This is a genomic window from Streptomyces sp. NPDC001848 (genome assembly GCF_042891915.1).
In the GTDB taxonomy this organism is placed as follows: domain Bacteria; phylum Actinomycetota; class Actinomycetes; order Streptomycetales; family Streptomycetaceae; genus Streptomyces.
The window spans coordinates 59646-78862 of the sequence record NZ_JBIATP010000015.1; the positions used below are offsets into that span (position 1 = coordinate 59646).

At 69.6% G+C, this 19217-nt stretch carries 12 protein-coding genes and 1 tRNA gene; 7 read left to right on the top strand and 6 right to left on the bottom strand.

What is annotated here, in order from left to right; genetic code table 11:
* Window positions 1-169: 169 nt before the first annotated feature.
* The gene (locus tag ACFYZJ_RS28480; protein ID WP_388572580.1) at window positions 170-445 is read right to left on the bottom strand and encodes a hypothetical protein; all 276 of its coding nucleotides are present in this window, start codon (window positions 443-445) and stop codon (window positions 170-172) included.
* Between the two features lie 184 nt (window positions 446-629).
* Here ACFYZJ_RS28480 and ACFYZJ_RS28485 point away from each other — a divergent pair, with 184 nt between their 5' ends.
* From ACFYZJ_RS28485 to ACFYZJ_RS28505, 5 genes are all read left to right on the top strand, one after another.
* Complete coding sequence (locus ACFYZJ_RS28485; protein ID WP_388572582.1) at window positions 630-3047, top strand: AAA family ATPase; 2418 nt, start codon at window positions 630-632, stop codon at window positions 3045-3047.
* Between the two features lie 20 nt (window positions 3048-3067).
* Window positions 3068-3451: a hypothetical protein gene (locus ACFYZJ_RS28490; RefSeq protein WP_388572584.1), complete on the top strand. Its 384-nt coding sequence runs from the start codon at window positions 3068-3070 to the stop codon at window positions 3449-3451.
* Window positions 3452-3531: 80 nt separating this feature from the next.
* A complete protein-coding gene (locus ACFYZJ_RS28495) occupies window positions 3532-5349 on the top strand; it encodes a DUF4357 domain-containing protein (protein ID WP_388572586.1) in 1818 nt (605 codons plus the stop codon).
* Window positions 5346-6557 carry an McrC family protein gene (locus ACFYZJ_RS28500; RefSeq protein WP_388572587.1) on the top strand — a complete coding sequence of 404 codons (1212 nt, stop codon included), beginning with the start codon at window positions 5346-5348 and terminating at the stop codon, window positions 6555-6557. The genes ACFYZJ_RS28495 and ACFYZJ_RS28500 overlap by 4 nt, the downstream gene beginning before the upstream one ends.
* 40 nt (window positions 6558-6597) lie before the next feature.
* Entirely contained in the window at window positions 6598-8733 is a 2136-nt protein-coding gene (locus ACFYZJ_RS28505; RefSeq protein WP_388572589.1) for a UvrD-helicase domain-containing protein, read from the top strand.
* 30 nt (window positions 8734-8763) lie between these two features.
* Here ACFYZJ_RS28505 and ACFYZJ_RS28510 read toward each other — a convergent pair whose 3' ends face one another.
* Window positions 8764-10425, bottom strand: a complete 1662-nt coding sequence (locus tag ACFYZJ_RS28510) for an N-6 DNA methylase (RefSeq protein WP_388572591.1) — start codon at window positions 10423-10425, stop codon at window positions 8764-8766.
* A 1032-nt stretch (window positions 10426-11457) separates the two neighbouring features.
* On the opposite strand from ACFYZJ_RS28510, the gene ACFYZJ_RS28515 reads away from it, so the two are divergent.
* Entirely contained in the window at window positions 11458-13167 is a 1710-nt protein-coding gene (locus tag ACFYZJ_RS28515) for a recombinase family protein (RefSeq protein ID WP_388572593.1), read from the top strand.
* Here the strand turns inward: ACFYZJ_RS28515 and ACFYZJ_RS28520 are convergent.
* From ACFYZJ_RS28520 to sucC, 4 genes are all read right to left on the bottom strand, one after another.
* Window positions 13132-13216: transfer RNA gene (locus tag ACFYZJ_RS28520), tRNA-Leu, on the bottom strand. The genes ACFYZJ_RS28515 and ACFYZJ_RS28520 overlap by 36 nt on opposite strands.
* A gap of 349 nt (window positions 13217-13565) precedes the next feature.
* Complete coding sequence (locus tag ACFYZJ_RS28525) at window positions 13566-15107, bottom strand: aldehyde dehydrogenase family protein (RefSeq protein ID WP_388572595.1); 1542 nt, start codon at window positions 15105-15107, stop codon at window positions 13566-13568.
* Between the two features lie 171 nt (window positions 15108-15278).
* The gene (gene sucD, locus ACFYZJ_RS28530; protein WP_388572597.1) at window positions 15279-16196 is read right to left on the bottom strand and encodes a succinate--CoA ligase subunit alpha; all 918 of its coding nucleotides are present in this window, start codon (window positions 16194-16196) and stop codon (window positions 15279-15281) included.
* A gap of 11 nt (window positions 16197-16207) precedes the next feature.
* Window positions 16208-17338, bottom strand: coding sequence for an ADP-forming succinate--CoA ligase subunit beta (sucC, locus tag ACFYZJ_RS28535; RefSeq protein ID WP_388572599.1), 1131 nt, complete (start codon window positions 17336-17338; stop codon window positions 16208-16210).
* A gap of 176 nt (window positions 17339-17514) precedes the next feature.
* Here sucC and ACFYZJ_RS28540 point away from each other — a divergent pair, with 176 nt between their 5' ends.
* Window positions 17515-19212 (top strand): thiamine pyrophosphate-binding protein, encoded by a 1698-nt coding sequence (locus tag ACFYZJ_RS28540; RefSeq protein ID WP_388572601.1) that lies wholly within the window; start codon window positions 17515-17517, stop codon window positions 19210-19212.
* Window positions 19213-19217 lie beyond the last annotated feature (5 nt).

Here is a 19217-nt window from a genome sequence, read left to right on the forward strand (position 1 = left end):
AACAGCGGTTCAAGCTCCGTGCGTAGGAGTTCGGCGTCAGTAGGTGGCAGGGTCAGCGACGCCCGCCGCATGCGGACCCTCCAGGTCGCCGGGGCGGGGAAGACCGACAGCCGCGGCACCGGATCGCGCAGGACCAGACCCTCACGGAACGGGGCCAGACCCGACACCTTCAGGCGGCAACCCTCGGAGTAGGAGCGCTCGTCGAAGACGACCGGCTCGTCCAGGACGCGCACGGGACTGCGATCGTCGCCCGGCCGATGACCCGTCCCAGGTCCCGCGTCGGATTCCGGAAGCAACCGCGCGTGGTGTAGAGGAAGACCTCGTCACCCTCCCCCAGCGCACGCGCCGCCTTGGCCCGGCCTGTCGGAAACGCCATCCGCTGCCCGGTGACCACCCAACTCAGTGCGGCGCGGTCTTCGATGATCAGCAGGTGCGCGGACGCCATGCGGTCACCTTAGCGGGCCTGGGCGACCGACCCGACGACTCCGGTACGTACACAAATTCGAATACTCGGAATCCCATAAATATGTTGACAGTGCTAACGCGATATCGCCATGCTCAAATCGCCAACAAGGTGCATCAGCAGTCCGCGTGGCTCCTTCCGCCGCGCCCGACAACGGGAACCGACCATGACCGATCAGCCTCCTGCGTCCCTGCGCGATCTCCTCCTCGACCGAATGCGCGACTTCGGCCTCGTCCCTGAGGTGCGGGAGTTGCTGCGCGAGCTGGTCCCCGACGAGCCGGCCAGGAGCAGCGGAGGGCGAGCCGGACCGGTGCAGCTCCGGTCCATCACCGCGGCCGGCTGGCGCGGCATCGGTCCGCGGACCACCCTCGAACTGCCGCCCGGGCCCGGCCTGGTCGTCGTCGCGGGTCCCAACGGCTCCGGCAAGTCGAGCTTCGCCGAAGCCGCCGAGACCGCGCTGACGGGGCGCAACTCCCGGTGGGACGGGCGGCGAGCCACGGACTGGCAGAAGGGCTGGCGCAACCTGCACAGTCCCGACGTCACCCCTGAGGTCTGCGTCGAGCTGGCCATCGGTGAGCGGGGCGAGACGGTCACCGTGCGGCGGACCTGGCACGGGCTCAAGGTCGACGCGGCGCGTACCAAGGTTGAGGGATCGGACGGCTCGGAGCGGAAGCTGGAGGAGGTCCTCGACGCCGAGGCGCTGGACCTCGCCCGGCCCTTCCTGCCGTACAGCGAACTCGGTTCGATGATCAACGGCACGCTCGGCGGCCTGCACGACGCCTTCTTCAAGCTCCTTGGGCTCGAACTGCTCGCCGAGCTCGACGGCCGGGTCAAGGACGCCGTGAGCGAGAGCAAGCAGACGATCGATCACGCGGACGCGCTCACCGCGCAGCTCCTCGACGCGCTGGGCCCGCTCGACGACCCCAGGGCTCGCGAGGCCACCCAGGCGCTGTCGGGGGCCAAGCGCGACCTCGGCCGGGTACGTGCGCTGCTGGAGGGCCGTACCCCGGCCGCCGCGACCGAGGTGGCCCGGCTACAACAGCACGCGAGCCTCGCCGGGCCGGACCTGGCGGAGGTCGGCGGGGCCGTCGTCCGCCTGCGGGAGGCCGCCGCTCGTGCCGAGGAGGCTCGTTACGGGAGCGCCGAAGAGGCCCGACGCCTGGTCCGGTTGCTGGAGGCGGCGATCGAGCACCAGCGGCGCTCGCGGAGCACGGACTGCCCGGTCTGCGGCGCCGAGAACCGGCTGGACCGGGCGTGGGCCGAGCAGGCGCGGGCGGAGGTGGAGCGGCTCCAGACGGAGGCCGCCGGCGCCGAGGCCGCCCGGCAGGAGGTGGCGGTCGCCGTGCGGGCCGTGCACGACCTCGTACAGCCGGTTCCGGTGTGGCTGCGCGGCGAGACCTCCCCGCTCACGGCGGTGTGGCAGGAGTGGGCCCAGTGCCGGGACGTCACCCACCCCAGGGAGCTGGCGGACCGCGTCGAGCGTGCTGCGGCCAGGCTGGACGACGCCTGCCGGCAGGTACGAGAGGACGCCGCCGGGCGGATCTCCGAGCACGACGGTGCCTGGCAGCCGTTCGCCGTACGGCTCGCCGAGTGGCTCGGCGCGGAAGAGGCCGCCGAGGCCGCACGCGACCGGGGCAAGCATGCACGCAAGGCGCGGACCTGGCTGCGGCCGATCATCGACGAGCTGCGCGACGAGCGGCTGCGTCCCTTCGCCCAGCGGTCCCAGGAGGTGTGGCAGAAGCTGTGTGAGCACAGCAGCGTCACGCTCGGATCCGTCACCCTCGCCGGCACTCCCGGTCGCGGCAAGGTCGTACTCGACGTCTCCGTGGACGACATGTCCGCCCCCGCCTACAGCGTGATGAGCCAGGGCGAGCTGCACTCGCTCGCGCTCTCGCTCTTCCTGCCGCGTGCCACACACGCTGACAGTCCGTTCGGGTTCCTCGTCATCGACGACCCCGTGCAGTCGATGGACCCCGAGAAGGTCGAGGGTCTCGCCCGGGTGCTCGATGCGTGCGCCCAGGACAGGCAGGTGATCGTCTTCACCCACGACACTCGGCTCCAGCAGGCCGTCGCACACCTCGGCATCAGTGCGACCGTCCTGCGCGTGAGCCGCCAGACCGACTCCGTGGTGCGCGTGGAGTCGCTCACCGACCCGGTGGAACAGGCTCTCGCGGAGGCGCGGGCCGTCTCTCTGGATCCCCATCTCCCGCAGGACGTGGCCGATCACGTGCTGCCCGCAATGTGCCGGGTGGCGGTGGAGGCGGCCTGCCTGGAGACCGCGCGGCGTCGGCTCCGTGACGAGAAGGGGCTCGGTCTGCGGGCCGTCGAGGAGCGCGTCGCCTCTCTCGACCGCACCAAGACCTACGTCTCCCTCGCCCTGCTTGGGGACGAGCAGCGCCATGCCCGCGAGGCCGTCGAGCGGATCTGCCCGGGCGGTTGGGCACAGGTGGAGGCCTTCAACTCCGGTGCGCACGCGCCTCTCCCGACGGTGGAGGACCGCAAGAGGCTCGTACGCCGGACCGAGGCGCTGGCAACGGCCATCCGGCGCAGCGCCGCTGCCCAGGGTGCCGGGGGTGCCCGATGAGCCTGTCACCGGAGGCTCTCGTGGCCGCTGCCAGCCGCCTTCTGCTCCCCGAGCCCGGCACTGCGCCCAACCTGGCTCCCGGCCTGCGGGCCCGCGCCGCCGCGGTCCTGCTCCGCATGGCGCTCGACCATGCCCTGGACACCTACTGGCAGCAGGTCACTCCGTCCATGACGCGGATCGGCAAGCACCGGATGCTGTGCCTGGAGTGGTACGCGGGCCGCGACACCGCCCGCCGGTGCCGCACCACATGGTCGGCGCTCAGCGCGGCGTGCCACTACCGCACGTACGAACTGCCCCCACGCCCGGAGGAGATCCACAGCCGGATGCGGGAGGTCACCGACCTCCTGACGGCCCTGCATACCAGCATATCCCCGAACAATGGGGACACGGCAGTTCGTTCCTGATCAAGCCTCGAGGTGGTGGCCCTGTCGGTGGCGGCCAGTACGCTGCAGCAAAGATCGAACCAGCAGTACAAGGGGGGCTCATGGCCGACCACGACCCGCAGTACCCGGAGTTCCGGCTTCGGCTGCCCAACGGGGGCCCCGAGGCCCGGGGGCGGCTGCTGACCGAGAAGGGGACGAACGGAAGCCAGAAGTTCGTCGTCCTGGCCGGTTCTCCCGGCCGGTCCGAGGTGGTGCCCTCGTTCCCCGTACGCATGCCGTCGTCGTACCGGCTGCGGCAGCGCCTGATCGAGGACGACATCTTCGTGGAGTCGGAAACCTGGCCCGGCTGGATGGAACTCATTGAGGACGTCGAGTGCAACTCACCGACGGCCGCCGCCGAGATCCTGGTCGGTCGCAGTGCCAACGGATGGCGGAGGTGGAAGACGGCCGACGGCCATCCGCTCTCCGACTACCTCGACCAGGTGTGGTCGGGACCCAACCGGGCCTGGCTGGTGCGCGGTTCCAATGTCTCGGGCCTCGACCTCGTCCGGCGCCTGTGGCTGCCCGAGGGGTTGGTGACTCTGCGAGCACGTCACCTGCGGCAAGGTGTCGAGCAGGGCATCAGCAAGGACCTGCTGCGCACCGCCGTCGAGGAGGACTACGCCTCCACCGCGACGTACAACCAGAAGGTGCAGCTGGTCGAGGAACTGCACATGTTCCTCTCCCGGATGAGGCCTGGCGACACCATGTGCACCATCTCGGGCGGCCGGCTGTACGTCGGCCAGATCACGGGAGACGCCGAGCAGCTAGCTTCCGAGGACGGCCGGTCGGATCTACGCCGGCCGGTGGACTGGGCGGACGACGGACACGCGTACGAGGACCTGCCCGAGGCACTCCAGCAGAAGCTCTCCGCACAGCATGACGTCGTCGATCTGACCGCGGTGAAGGATCTCATCGACGGCCTGGGGATAAGCGACGAGGACCTGATCGAGGAGGCCGAAACCGCCGATCGGGACCCAAGCGTGGAGATCCCCGCACTCGCCGCCCGGCGTGAGCTGGAGCTGCCCGAGCCTACGGACAAGTTGGCCGACGAGCTCCTCGTGCACGACACCGCCTGGCTGCGCGAGGTGCGTGATCTGCTGTGGGACGAGCGGCAGTTGGTGCTGTACGGCCCTCCCGGAACCGGCAAGACGTATCTGGCCCTGAAGCTCGCCGAGTTCCTCGGCGGCGGGCCCGAACAGGTCAAGCTCGTGCAGTTCCATCCGTCGTACGCCTACGAGGACTTCTTCGAGGGTTTCCGCCCGCAGGAGGATCCACAGACCCGGGAGGTCGCCTTCCGGCTCACCGCCGGCCCGCTGCGCGAACTCGCCGATCTGGCCGCCCGCGAGGGCAATCGGCACATCCCGCACTTCCTGATCATCGACGAGATCAACCGCGCCAACCTGGCAAAGGTCTTCGGCGAGTTGTACTTCCTGCTGGAGTACCGCAACAAGTCGGTCCGGCTGACGTACTCCGGCGATGACTTCGCGCTGCCGCCCAACCTCTTCGTGATCGGCACCATGAACACCGCCGACCGGTCGATCGCCCTCGTCGACGCGGCGATGCGCCGCCGCTTCGCCTTCGTCGAACTGTCCCCGCGCACCGAGCCGACGAGCGGGCTGCTGCGCCGCTGGCTCACGCGCGAGGGTCGCGATACCGAGCCGGCCGATCTGCTCGACGCGCTCAACTCCCGTATCGAGGATGCCGACTTCCGCATCGGGCCCTCCTATCTGATGAAGAAGGGTGTCTATCGGGAGGGTGGACTCGATCGGACGTGGCGGACCAAGATCCTGCCGCTGCTCGAGGAGTACCACTACGGGGAGGGCTTGGACATCGAGAAGCGGTACGGTCTGGCGGCTCTGCGGGAGTCGCTCGGGTGACGCACGTCATCGAACTCGTCGAGCACGCTCCGGCCGTAGGCGTCGCGTTGCCGGACGTGGTCGGACGCGCGCTGGCGGCCGGTGACATCGTGGACGCGGCTCCTGATCCGTACGTCTCGGGGCGCTGGTCTGTGCGGGCCGGCAGCAGGGTCGGCGCCGTGGCGGTCGCGGTGCCAGGAAATGACGAGCCGATCACCGTACGCGTCGCCCCGAAGGTTTCCATCGCCCGTCTGTTCTTCCTCCTCGGGTACAGCCTCGACCCGAAGGGTGGCTGGCGAGACGGGCAGGTCGATGTCGCCGGGCACCGCGATCTGCTGCCCGCCCTCGCCCATGCCGTGGAGCGGCAGATCGACCGCGCCCTGCGGCAAGGGCTCCTCCAGGGATACCGGGCGACCGAGGAGACGTCCCTGGTCGTCCGGGGCCGCATCCGGGAAGCCGAGCAGATACGGCGGCGGTTCGGCGCGACGCTGCCGGTGGAGGTGGAGTACGACGAGTTCACCACCGATATCGCGGAGAACCGCCTGCTGCGTGCCGCCGTCGAACGCCTACTGCGGCTGCCCGGCGTACCCCACGATGCGCGTCGCGGACTGCTCCACCAGCGTGCCCGCCTGGCCGATGTCACCGTGATCGTGCGCGGTCAGCCGCTGCCTGCCTGGCAGCCGAGCCGGCTCAACTCGCGCTACCAGCACGCCCTGCATCTCGCCTGTATCGTCCTGGAGAACGCCTCCGTCGAGCACGCGCCCGGCGGGCTGCGCGTCGACGGGTTCCTCTTCGACATGAACAAGCTCTTCGAGGACTTCGTGACGGTGGCGCTGCGGGAGGCATGCCGTGGTTTCGGGTACTCGGCGCGGCTCCAGGATCCGCATCACCTCGACGAGGCGTCCGCGATCCGCATGAAGCCCGATTTCGTGCTCTACGGGCCGCACGGCGCCCCGTGCGCCGTGGTGGACGCCAAGTACAAGGCCGAGAAGCGGGACGGTTTTCCGGACGCCGACCTCTACCAGATGCTCGCGTACTGCACCGCCCTTGGCCTGCGCGAAGGCCACCTGGTGTACGCCAAGGGGAACGCGCCGCACGCGGCCCACACGGTGCGGCACGCGGGCATCGTCATCCACCAGCACGCCCTCGACCTCGGCCAGGAACCCTCCGAACTGCTCTCGGACGTCGAGAAGGTGGCCGCCCGGCTGGTGAGCACCCCGCGCGTATGATCGACTGCGGAGTGTCCGTTCAGGGTGGGGAGGGCGCCTCGTGCCGCAGCTCGCGTTCGCCAACAGCTTCTGGGAGAGCTACGACGTCCTGGAGCGGCCCGTCAAAGCCGGCGTGCGCAAGGCGATGCAGAAGTTCCAGCAGCTCACCGTGCCCGAACTGCAGGCGGACAAGGGGCTGCACCTGGAGTCCGTGGAGAACGCGCGCGATCCACGCATGCGGACCATCCGCATCAACGATTTCTGGCGGGGCGTCGTCCTCGCCCCGGACGACGGCAGTGACGTCTTCCTGCTCGTCAACGTCGTCCCCCACGACGACGCCTACACCTGGGCCGCGAAGCGGCTGTACACGACGAACTCCGCGACGCGGGCGCTGGAGGTCCGCAACGTCGCGGCGATCGAGCAGCTGACCCCGGCCCTGGAAAAGGCCGCCGCGGCCGCCGACTCACTGCTCTTCGCGAAGTACTCGGACACGGTGCTGCGTGAACTCGGCATCGACGACCAAGTACTCAGGGCCGTGCGGACCATCGTCGACAAGGCGCAGCTGCGGGCCTTCGAGACGCTGCTGCCGGAAGACCAGTGCGAGGTACTGCAGTATCTGGCCGAGGGATTCAGCCCCGAAGAGGTCTACCGGGACGTGGTCGCCGTCCGGCGGCCTGTCGACGCGGGACCCGACCCCGACGAGAGCCTGGCCGTCGTCATCGCCAACACCACGAGCCGCATCACCCTGGTCACCGGCCCGCAGGAGCTCGCTGACATCCTAGAGAAGCCGTTCGCGGCCTGGCGGGTGTTCCTGCACCCCTCGCAGCGACGCGTCGCCTACCGGGTGTCGTACGGCGGCCCGGTCCAGGTCACCGGCGGCCCAGGGACCGGCAAGACGGTCGCGGCACTGCACAGGGTCAAACACCTGCTCACCCGCTCCTCGGAAACCCGCGTCCTGCTCACCACGTTCACCAATGCCCTGGCCGCATCATTGCGGCAAAACCTGTCCGTCCTCCTGGACGACGACGAGTCTCTGCTCACCCGCGTCGAGGTGACCACAGTCAACGCCTACGCGCACGGCATCGTGACCCGCCTCGACGGCCGGGCCCCCTCCCCGATCGGCGACCGGGAGGAGCGGCAGATGTGGCAGCGGGCCGTCAAGAAGCTCGGCCTGCCATGGACGGAGCAGTTCTTGGCCCAGGAGTACCGGCACGTCGTCCTCGCCCAGGATCTGCGTACGCTGGGCGACTACCGCGCGGCCTCCCGCCGCGGTCGCGGCAGCGCACTGTCACCGACCAGGCGGGAGCAGCTGTGGCCGGCCATCGAGCTGTTCGAGTCCATGCTGCGCGACCAGAAGGCCACCACCCACCTCAGGGTGTGCGCCCGTGCGGCCGAACTCCTGGCCGCTTCCTCACCCACGCACGACCACGTCGTGGTCGACGAGGCACAGGACCTGCACCCGGCCCAGTGGCGCGTCCTGCGCGCTGCGGTGGCGCCCGGCAGCGACGACCTGTTCATCACCGGCGACCCGCACCAGCGGATCTACGACTCGAAGGTCTCACTCGGTTCGCTCGGCATCTCGGTGGCCGGGCGCACGCACCGCCTGCGCATCAACTACCGCAGTACGGAGGAGATCCTCGCCTGGTCGACGGGCATCCTCAGCCCGGTGTCGGTCGACGACCTGGGCGGCGAGGGCAGCGACACCCTGGCGGGTTACCGGTCGCTCCTGCATGGCCGCAAACCGCGCCTGGACGGGTACGCCTCGGAGCAGGCGGAGATCGCAGCGCTCGTCGAGCGCGTCGAGGGCTGGATCGCGCAGGGCATCCGGCCGTCGGAGATCGGCGTGTGCGCCCGCTTCAACGTGCTGCTCGACAAGGCGTACGACAAGCTGGCCGCGGCCCGGGTGCCGGTGGTCCGGGTCAAAGACCATCCGGGACCGGATGTGGACGGCGTACGGCTGGCCACCATGCACGCCATGAAGGGTCTGGAGTTCCGCTGTGTCGCCGTACTCGGTGCGACGGCGGGCGCGCTTCCCTTCGCCCGCGAAGTGACGCCGGCCTCCGTGGACGCGCTGCAGCACGACTCGGACCTGCTCCGGGAGCGGTGTCTGCTGTTCGTGGCATGCACACGGGCGCGGGAGGCGCTGGCGGTCTCGTGGAGCGGATCGGCCAGTCCATTCGTTCCGCAGGCGAAGTGACGTACAGCCCTTCTGATGTGAGTGGGCCCGTCAGTCTCCTGGGGCCAGCGCCCCGTTGCCCAGCCCGTCCCGTGCCAGCGCCGCAGCCTGCTTGCTGAGTTCGGCCACCTTCCGCGCCCGCTCCTCGAACTCCTGCAGTGCGCGGAACGCTGCCCCGTACCGACGCTGTTCGGCGATGTCCATCTGCGGGATGCGGGCGCCCTTGCCGTCGAGCCGGTAGGTGCCGCTGGCGCTCGTGGACCGCCTGGTGTTCGCCGCGCTGCGCAGAAAACCCTGGAGATAGTCGGTGTCGAGCTGATCGCTCACTGAGACCGGCTCCGGATCGCCGTACTCGACCAGCCCGGCACGCGCGAGGTCGGCGACGCTGACGGATGGCCCCTCCAAGGCGCTGGGGCCGACGCCCGCCATCAAGGTCGGCAGCAGGTCGGCCAGCAGCCGCACCTGCTCGGCCAACTCCCGCTGCAGAGACCGGTACTCGGTGGCGTAATCGCGGTGGGACTCCTCGACATGACGGCCGGGAGTGAGATCCACGGTGTCGTCGAGGAGTTCGATCAAGGGTACGTCCGCTGTCTGGTCGGGCCCTGGCTCCAGCGGGCCGTCCGGATGGTTCGCCGTAAGGTCGACCATGCGCACCCTGGCGACATTGTCATCCGGGCACTGCGGGCGGCGCAGAAGCCAGAGGTGCACGGGGAGCGCGTGCGAGGCAGCGCTCCCGGGTGGAAGGGCGATGATGTGCGTGAGGATACCGCGCCGCACGAGCTCTGCCCGGATACGGCGGCCGGCCTTTCGGTAGGCGACCGAGGCGGGCATGACCATGAGGACGCGCCCGCCCGGCGCAGTGTGCGCGTAGGCGTGTTGCAGCCAGGCCAATTCGCCTTCGGCACGCGAGGGCGTGCCGAACTCCCACCGGGGGTCGAGGAGCAGGTCCTCACGTCCCCAGTCGGTGGCACCGACGGGCGGATCACAGACGACCAGATCGGCCTTGAGGTCCGGCCAGTGGTCGCCGCGCAGGGAATCTCCGGCGAGGATGTCGACGCCGGTGCGCCCCGTGAGATCGGCTCGCAGCTGCGCGAATCGAGCACTTCGGGCGTCGGCCTCCTGACCGCACCGTGTCGGCCCGAGCTCGGGTCCGACAGCCAACAGGAGCGTTCCGATACCGCACGCAGGATCGAAGAGGGTCGCATCAGCGGGCACCTCGCCTGCGAAGTGCCGCACCGCATGGACGATGCGCGGTGAGGTGACCTGATCGGACCCGGCCCGGCGCACTGATTCGGTGAAGCGCTCCGTAAGCGCGCTCACCACGTCACCGGGTGATCCACTGCCTCCAAGCTGCCGCGCCAGTCGAACGGCATCTGCCGGCAGAGCTTCCGGGACGTCGCCCTCAACACCGGCGAACAGCTGGGCGACATCGGCGAGCCCGCCGACCATCTCGTCGCCGTAAGCCGCTCGCAGAGCCTGCCACAGCTGCACCTCCTCCGAGACACCCTGGCCCTTGCGCTGCTTGTCCAGCCACGCCTGCACCGCGGCCAGGTCGAACAGCGGACTGTTCGCACCGCCGCCTGCCGGTGCGGGAAAGTCCTCGTACCGCCGCCTCCAGTTGGAGACCGCGGCACGCGTAACGCCAGCGAGCCGGGCGATCTCAGAGCCGGCGACAAGCGGTCCACCGACTGGCGGGGCGGGATGGTCTGCCATGCAGGTCACCGTACACGGATCCCGTGTTTTCATCAATCAGAAGAGCTGTTGACAATGTACACGTATTTACGTCTACTGCCTGGCGACTCTCTGCTGATTGAGATCACCTGCCGCGCCTGGGCGCGCCTGCTGCGCGTGATCGCGTCGCATTATCGTGAGCGCGGCGCCTTCACTTCCCCAGCTGTCGGCAAGCGGTAGCGACGCCTCTGTCGCGGCCCCCATCCGCTGCCTATAGGCAACGACACGACCGCACACCCACCCGGCTCCGACATCACCGGCCACGGCCCATACCGCGCCCTCGGTAACGGAATCCGCAGCCGAGACACATCTACCCAACTGACGCCCCGTCAGCTACATCCAGCACCGATCCAGCAAGGGTGCGGATAACCAGGGATGACGACAGGTGACGACACGTCAGGAAATCCAGCACGGATCCAGCAGCGGATACAGCGACGGGGCCGACCCCGAACAGGAACGACCCCGTCTGACCTGCGCATTTGCCAGATCGCTACGCCGATGCTATAGCGTCAACTAAACGTTGAAGCGGAACTCAACCACGTCTCCGTCCTGGGCTATGTGGTCTCACCCTAGCCCTCTATGTGCGCATCGCCCTATCCGCGCGGGTTTCAGCCACCGAGCCTGCTCCACAAGGTCCCCGGTCGACGCAGGACGACAAATCAGCCGTGCGACGTCTCTATAGGGGATGTGCCATCACCAACGAGTTCTCCGGCCCCGGCGCCCGACGGGGCATGCCCCTCGCACCCACCCGAGCGGCACTCGAGCACGGACAGCCCCACTGGGAACCACGTGGACCTCCCCCAGGAACCACCCGAGGTGACCGGGCCCGTCGCTGCCGCCCTCCTGCAGCTCCTTCGCACCATGATCGCCTCTCCTAACCAGGCACGCCCCGAGGCCGGAGACACCTAGCAAGGGCAGGCCTCGCTGGCTCTTCTCGCCCAATCGAGGTACGACAGACCGCCACATAACACCCGCAACACGCTCCATGCCACACCCACTGGGGGCTGACCGCACGTGATCCGTTTCGCCTTCGCCGGACGCTGCTCCACCGAGGACCTTCAAGACCCCGAAGCCTCCAGAAACTGGCAGCTCACCCGCGCCCGAGCCCTGATCGAACCCGCCGGCGGCCAGATCGTCACCGAATACTTCGACATCGGGCACAGCCGCTCCCTGCCCTGGCAACGCCGCCCCCGCGCCAACGAACTCCTCCAAGCCCTCCGCGACCCCAACCGCGGATTCGACGCCGTCGTGATCGGAGAACCACAACGCACTTTCTACGGCAACCAGTTCGGCAACACCTTCCCCGTCTTCGTCCACTTCCGCATCCCCCTGTGGGTTCCGGAGGTCGGCGGCCCGATCGACCCGGACAACGAAGCCCACGACCTGGTCATGTCCGTCTTCGGTGGCATGAGCAAGGGAGAACGCAACCGCATCAAGATCCGGGTGCGCACCGCCATGAGCTCCCAGGTCCAGCTCCAGGGCCGCTACCTCGGCGGGCGACCGCCTTACGGCTACCGGATCGCCGACGCCGGAGCCCACCCCAACCCCTCGAAAGCCGCCGTCGGCCAGCGCATCCACAAACTCGAGCCCGACCCCGTCGCCGCACCCATCGTGCAGCGGATCTTCACCATGTATGTCGACGGCATGAGCGACAGCGGTATCGCCGCACAGCTCACACGCGAAGGTATCCCCTGCCCCTCCGCCCACGACGCCACCCGCAATCCGCACCGCACGAAGACCGCATGGCAGCAGGGCGCCGTGCGCGCCATCCTGATCAACCCCCGCTACACCGGCTACGAGGTCTGGAACAAGCAACGCAAGGAAGAACGCCTCCTCGACGTCGATGACGTCACCCTCGGCCACACCACCCGCATGACCCACAACCCCGCCGAGGAGTGGATCCGCTCCAACGAACCCGCCCACGAAGCGATCATCAGCCGCAGCCGGTTCGATACCGTCCAAACCCTCCGCAGACAGCGTGCCCGCAACCAGGGACGGCAGGAACGCGCCGGAAAGCAAGGCGCACGCCCCTACGCCCTGCGCGGACGGATCCGGTGCAGCCTGTGCGGGCGCAAGATGCAGCCCGCCACCATCCGCAACCACGTCTACTACCGCTGCGAATTCAAAGACCAGGAAGCCGCCCTCTACCCCGACCTCACCCACCCGCGCACCATCAACCTGCGTGAAGACATCGTCTGCCACGCCCTGGACCCGTGGATCGCCCGGGCCTTCGCCCCCGACCGGCTCACCGCCACCATCGAGGCGCTCGCCCTCGCAAGCGCCGCCGCAAGCACCGCAGAGACTCACACACCCGAGCAAGCTCAAGCACGCCAGACGATCAAGGACTGCGAGCGACGACTCGCCCGCTACCAAGCAGCCCTCGAAGCCGGAGCCGACCCTGCCGTCGTGACCCAGTGGATCAACGACGCGCAGCGAGACAAGGAAGCGGCGCAACAGAAGCTCGACGCGCTCCCTGCCGTCACCCGGAAGAAGGAGGCCCCGCTCAACGCACAACAGATCCGGCAGATCACTGAGAGTCTCGGAGGTATCGCACAGCGCATCCACACAGCCAGCGCCGACAAGAAAGGCCCGCTCTACGAAGCCTTGGGCATCACAATCAGCTACGAACATGCAACGAGGACCGCGACCGTTAGGTCGAGGCCCTCGTCGCCGTATCGTCAGTGGTTGTGTCCGAGGGGGGACTTGAACCCCCACGCCCGATAAAGGGCACTAGCACCTCAAGCTAGCGCGTCTGCCATTCCGCCACCCGGACGAGGTGTCCGTCGCCTTACCGGGGCTCTCCCCCGCGGCGACAGGGACAACAATACCAAGGTTTCGGAGTGCCTTTCACCTGCGTTTCCCCGCGGCAGCGGCCGTCACTCCCCGCCGCCGTCGCCCCCGCCGCGAGCGTCGCAGATCGGCCAGGCCGCGGTCCTCCAGGCCGTCGATCGGCGGGATCGCCGGGGAGAACCCGGCGATGGTCGAGTGCAAGGCGTACGGGCTCGCGCCGGTGCCCCTGTGGAGGGGATCGCGCGGCCCCACCCGCGGGGTGGCGCCGTGGGCCGGCAGGCGAGGTCGTCGCCGGGTGGCGCCCGCGTGCGTGGACACCACCCGTGCGCCCCTCACGGCATGAGCTGGTACTCGGGGAAGTTGCCGGGCAGCCGCTCCCCCGCCGGGCCCTGGGTCACCGCGCGGACCAGGAGTTCGCCGCCGACGAAGGCGCCGCGCCAGGACGCGCCGAAGCCGCCGAACAGCTCGTCGCGGTCGCCACGGGAGCGGGGCTTGCCGTGGCCGGTCTTGAAGGCGCGGATCTGGGGGGCCAGCCGGTCGAAGGTCGCCCGGTCGTCGGTGGACAGCGTGGCGACCAGGGCGCCGTTGGAGGCGTTCATGGCCGCCAGCAGTTCCGCCTCCGTGTCGACCAGGACGATCGTGTCGACCGGGCCGAACGGTTCCGCGTGGTGGAGCGGGGAGGACGGGGGCGGGTTGAGGAGCGTGACCGGGTGGACGTAGGCCGAGGTGTCCTGGCCGGGGAGGAAGCGGGCGTCGGCGGCCTTGCCGCGGTGCAGCGGGATCGCGCCGCGGTCGATCGCCTCGGTGACCTGGTCGGTCAGCTCCTTGGCCTTGGCGGCGTTGATCAACGGGCCGAAGTCCAGATCGGGGTGGGGGTCGTCCGGGTGCTCGACCGCCAGCGGGTGGCCGACCCGGAGTGTGCGGACCGCCGGCAGGTAGGCCGCAAGGAAGGCGTCGAAAAGGTGGCGCTGGACGACGAAGCGCGGGTATGCCGTGCAGCGCTGCTTGCCGTAGTCGAAGAGCTTGGGGACGACCGCGGTGAGCGTGTCCCAGTCGGAGTAGTTCCAGATGCCCCAGGTGTTGAGTCCCTCCTGTTCCAGGATGTGCCGTTTGCCGAGGTCGGCGACGGCCGTGGCCACCGCGGCGCCCGTGTCCCGGCCGCCCACGAAGGAGACGCAGCCGATCTCCGGCGCCCGCACCAACGCCTCGGACAGCTCGCCCCCGCTGCCGCTGACGAGGGTGACGGGGACCCCCTCGCGTGCGGCGAGCGCCGAGGCCAGGGTGAGACAGGCGACGCCGCCGTCGGTCGGGGTCTTGGCGATGACCGCGTTGCCGGCCAGGGCCTGGACCAGCATGGCGTGGACGAGGACGCTCATCGGGTAGTTCCAGCTGGCGATGTTCGAGACCGGACCGTCCAGCGGAGCCCGGTCGCCGATCATCTCTTCGATTCCGTCGACGTACCAGCGCACGCCGTCGATGGCCCGGTCCACATCGGCCTGGGCGAGCCGCCACGGCTTGCCGATCTCCCAGACGAGGAGGAGGGCGAGCAGTTCGCGGTGTTCGGTCAGGGCGTCGAGGGTGGCGGCGATCCGGGCCCGGCGTTCGGGCAGGGGTACGTGCCGCCAGGCACAGTGCTGGTCCAGCGCGGCGCGCACGGCGCGCCGGGCGGTGTCCCGGCCGAGGCGCGGCGGGCCCGCGATGGGTGTGCCGTCGACGGGGCTGGTGGCGGGCAGGGCCCGGCCGTCCGGCTGCCAGGTGGAGTTCCAGAGGTTGAGGACACGGTCGTCGCGGAACGCCTCGGGGGCGACGGAGAGAGCGCGCCGCCAGGCGTCGGACCAGGACGTGCCGGATTTGAGGGTGAGGGTGGGTGCCATGAATGAGCTCCGCTCTCGTTGCACGGGCGAGAGGAACTGGGCTCGTCCCGCACACGGCTCGCACTGTCGTGCGGGGACGTCGTGCATCGTGCGTCGTGCGTCCTGCGTCGTTCGGGGGAGCCGGTGGCGGCGCGTATCGCGACGGTCACCTCTCGTCCACTATGGGTGAGGTCAGGCCCGGTCTGCCAGTGCGCCGAGGGCCAGTCGTGCCGTTTCGGCCGGTGTGCCGCCCACCCTCACCCCGGCCGCCTCCAGCGCGTCCCGCTTCGCCCGGGCGGTGCCCGACGAGCCGGAGACGATGGCGCCGGCGTGCCCCATGGTCCTGCCCTCGGGCGCGGTGAAGCCGGCGACGTAGCCGATCACGGGCTTGGTGACGTGGTCGCGGATGTACGCGGCGGCCCGCTCCTCCGCGTCGCCGCCGATCTCACCGATCAAGACGATCAGCTCGGTGTCCGGGTCGGCCTCGAAGGCGGCGAGGCAGTCGATGTGACTGGTGCCGGCGACGGGGTCGCCGCCGATGCCGACGCATGTGGAGAAGCCGACGTCCCGCAGCTCGTACATGAGCTGGTAGGTGAGCGTGCCGGACTTGGAGACCAGGCCGATCCGGCCGGGCCTGGTGATGTCGGCGGGGATGATGCCGGCGTTGGACTGCCCGGGGGTGATCAGCCCGGGGCAGTTGGGGCCGATGATCCTGGTGCGCCTGGACTTGGCGTACGAGGTGAAGGCGACGGAGTCGTGGACCGGGATGCCCTCGGTGATGACCACGGCGAGGCCGATGCCGGCGTCCGTTGCCTCCAGGACGGCCGCCTTGGCGAAGGCGGGCGGTACGAAGACGACGGTGACGTCGGCCCCGGTCGCGTCCATGCCTTCGCGAACGGAGCCGAAGACGGGGACGGCGCCGGGGGCACCCACCGGGCCGTCAGGGCTCTGCGCAATGTCGAAGTCGACGCTGCGGCCCGCCTTGCGCGGGTTGACGCCGCCGACGACGTTCGTACCGGCCGCGAGCATGCGGCGGGTGTGCTTCATGCCCTCGGCGCCGGTCATGCCCTGGACGAGGACCTTGCTGTCCTTGGTCAGGTAGATCGCCATGTCGCGTCCCCTCAGGCGGTTCGGGCGAGTTGGGCGGCACGGCGGGCGGCGCCGTCCATGGTGGTGGCCTGCTGCACCAGGGGATGCGCGCGCTCGTCGAGGATCGCGCGGCCCCGGGCCGCGTTGTTGCCGTCGAGGCGCACGACCAGCGGCCTGGTCAGCTCGATGGTGTCCAGGGCCTGCACGATGCCCTCGGCGACCGCGTCGCAGGCGGTGATCCCGCCGAAGACGTTGACGAGGACCGACTTCACGGCCGGGTCGGACAGGATGACGGACAGTCCGTCGGCCATGACCCGGGCGGAGGCTCCACCGCCGATGTCCAGGAAGTCGGCGGGGCGGGCGCCGCAGGCCGCGACCACGTCGAGCGTCGCCATGACGAGGCCCGCGCCGTTGCCGATGACGCCGACCTCGCCGTCCAGCCTGACGTAGTTGAGACCGCGCGCCGCGGCGACGGCCTCCAGGGGGTCGTCCTGCTCGGCGGCCTCGGGTCCCCAACGCTCCTGACGGAAGCGGGCGTTGTCGTCGAGGGTGACCTTGCCGTCGAGCGCGACGATCCGGCCCTGCCGGGTGCGCACGAGGGGGTTGACCTCGACGAGGAGGGCGTCCTCGCGGACGAGTACCCGCCAGAGCCGTACGAGGACGTCGACGGCCTGTTGCGGCAGCGCGGCGGCACGGGCGATCTGGGCCGCCTTCGCGGAGGTGACACCCTTGGCCGGGTCGACGGGCACCCGTGCCACCGCCTCCGGCCTGGTCGCGGCGACCTCCTCGATGTCCATGCCGCCCTCCGCGGAGGCGATGGCGAGGAAGCGGCCGGCCGCGCGGTCGAGGACGTAGGAGACGTAGAACTCCGCGTCGATGTCCACGGGTTCGGCCACCATCACGGTGCCCACCGTGTGGCCCTTGATGTCCATGCCCAGGATCCGGCGTGCCGTCAGTTCCGCCTCGGCCGGATCAGTGGCGAGCCTGACCCCGCCCGCCTTGCCGCGCCCGCCCGTCTTCACCTGTGCCTTGACGACGGCCCGGCCGCCCAGCCGGCGGGCGATCTCGCGGGCCTCCTTGGGCGAGTCCGTGACCTCGGCCCTCGGCACCACGATGCCGTGTTCCTCGAAGAGTTGCCGTGCCTGGTGTTCGTACAGGTCCATCCCGGCTCCTGTCTGTTGAGTCGTCTGGAGGCGTCCCCCAGACCCCCGAAAAGTGCCGCACGCCCCCTGGACACCACCCACCGGATGCGGGATAACAAGCTTCATACAGTATTCGTCGACTGTATGCAATGTACCGCGAGCCGTTCCAACCCCCTACGAAGGGACAGGACTTCGCCATGCCCGACGACACCCAGGACGTCATCTCCGGTGGTCATCTCGTTGCCAAGGCGCTGAAGGCAGAGGGCGTCGACCGCATCTACACCCTGTGCGGCGGCCACATCATCGACATCTACGACGGCTGCGTCGACGAGGGCATAGAAGTCGTCGACGTACGCCACGAGCAGGTCGCCGCCCACGCCGCAGACGGCTACGCACGCATCACCGGTAAGCCCGGCTGCGCGGTCGTCACGGCGGGTCCTGGTACGACCGACGCCGTCACCGGTGTCGCCAACGCCTTCCGCGCGGAGTCACCGATGTTGCTGATCGGCGGTCAGGGTGCGCTCAGCCAGCACAAGATGGGGTCCCTGCAGGACCTGCCGCACGTCGACATGATGGCGCCCATCACCAAGTTCGCGGCGACCGTCCCGGACACGGCGCGCGCGGCGGACATGGTGTCGATGGCGTTCCGCGAGTGCTACCACGGTGCGCCCGGACCCTCCTTCCTGGAGATTCCCCGCGACGTCCTCGACGCCAAGGTGCCACTCGGCAAGGCGCGGGTCCCGCAGGCAGGCCACTACCGTGCCTCCACCCGCTCGGCCGGCGACCCGGAGGCCGTCGAAAGGCTCGCCGGCCTGCTCGTGCACGCCGAGAAGCCGGCCATCCTGCTGGGCAGCCAGGTGTGGACGACCCGCGGCACCGAGGCGGCCGTCGAGTTGGTGCGCACCCTGAACATTCCCGCGTACATGAACGGCGCCGGCCGCGGCACCCTCCCGCCCGGCGACCCGCACCACTTCCAGCTCTCCCGCCGCTACGCCTTCTCGAACGCCGACGTCATCGTGATCGTCGGCACGCCCTTCGACTTCCGCATGGGTTACGGCAAGCGGCTCTCCCCCGAGGCGACCGTCGTCCAGATCGACCTCGACTACCGCACCGTCGGCAAGAACCGCGACATCGACCTCGGCATCGTCGGCGACGCGGGCCTCGTCCTGAAGGCGGTCACCGAGGCGTCCTCCGGACACGCTCTCAACGGATACCGGAACGGCGGCGCCGCCCAGCGCAAGGCGTGGCTCGACGAGCTGCGCACCGCCGAGCAGACCGCGATCGAGAAACGGCTGCCGCAGCTGAAGTCGGACGCCTCGCCGATCCACCCCTACCGTCTGGTCAGCGAGATCAACGACTTCCTCACCGAGGACTCGATCTACATCGGCGACGGCGGCGACATCGTCACCTTCTCCGGGCAGGTCGTCCAGCCCAAGGCCCCCGGGCACTGGATGGACCCGGGCCCGCTGGGCACCCTCGGCGTCGGCATCCCCTTCGTGCTCGCGGCCAAGCAGGCACGGCCCGACAAGGAGGTCGTCGCGCTCTTCGGCGACGGCGCCTTCTCGTTGACCGGCTGGGACTTCGAGACGCTGGTCCGCTACGACCTCCCCTTCGTCGGCATCGTCGGCAACAACTCCTCCATGAACCAGATCCGTTACGGCCAGGCCGCCAAGTACGGCAAGGAGCGCGAGCGGGTCGGCAACACGCTCGGCGATGTCCACTACGACAAGTTCGCGCAGATGCTCGGCGGTTACGGCGAGGAGGTCCGCGACCCCGCAGACATCGGGCCGGCGCTGCGGCGCGCCCGCGAGTCCGGGAAGCCCTCGCTGATCAACGTCTGGGTCGACCCGGACGCGTACGCCCCCGGAACCATGAACCAGACCATGTACAAGTGAGGTGA

Excerpts from the sequence above, each read along its gene's own strand:
- ACFYZJ_RS28480 (WP_388572580.1), bottom strand. The coding sequence starts at position 445 with ATGGCGTCCGCGCACCTGCTGATCATCGAAGACCGCGCCGCACTGAGT.
- ACFYZJ_RS28485 (WP_388572582.1), top strand. The coding sequence starts at position 630 with ATGACCGATCAGCCTCCTGCGTCCCTGCGCGATCTCCTCCTCGACCGA.
- ACFYZJ_RS28495 (WP_388572586.1), top strand. The coding sequence starts at position 3,532 with ATGGCCGACCACGACCCGCAGTACCCGGAGTTCCGGCTTCGGCTGCCC.
- ACFYZJ_RS28510 (WP_388572591.1), bottom strand. The coding sequence starts at position 10,425 with ATGGCAGACCATCCCGCCCCGCCAGTCGGTGGACCGCTTGTCGCCGGC.
- ACFYZJ_RS28525 (WP_388572595.1), bottom strand. The coding sequence starts at position 15,107 with ATGGCACCCACCCTCACCCTCAAATCCGGCACGTCCTGGTCCGACGCC.
- sucD (WP_388572597.1), bottom strand. The coding sequence starts at position 16,196 with ATGGCGATCTACCTGACCAAGGACAGCAAGGTCCTCGTCCAGGGCATG.
- sucC (WP_388572599.1), bottom strand. The coding sequence starts at position 17,338 with ATGGACCTGTACGAACACCAGGCACGGCAACTCTTCGAGGAACACGGC.
- ACFYZJ_RS28540 (WP_388572601.1), top strand. The coding sequence starts at position 17,515 with ATGCCCGACGACACCCAGGACGTCATCTCCGGTGGTCATCTCGTTGCC.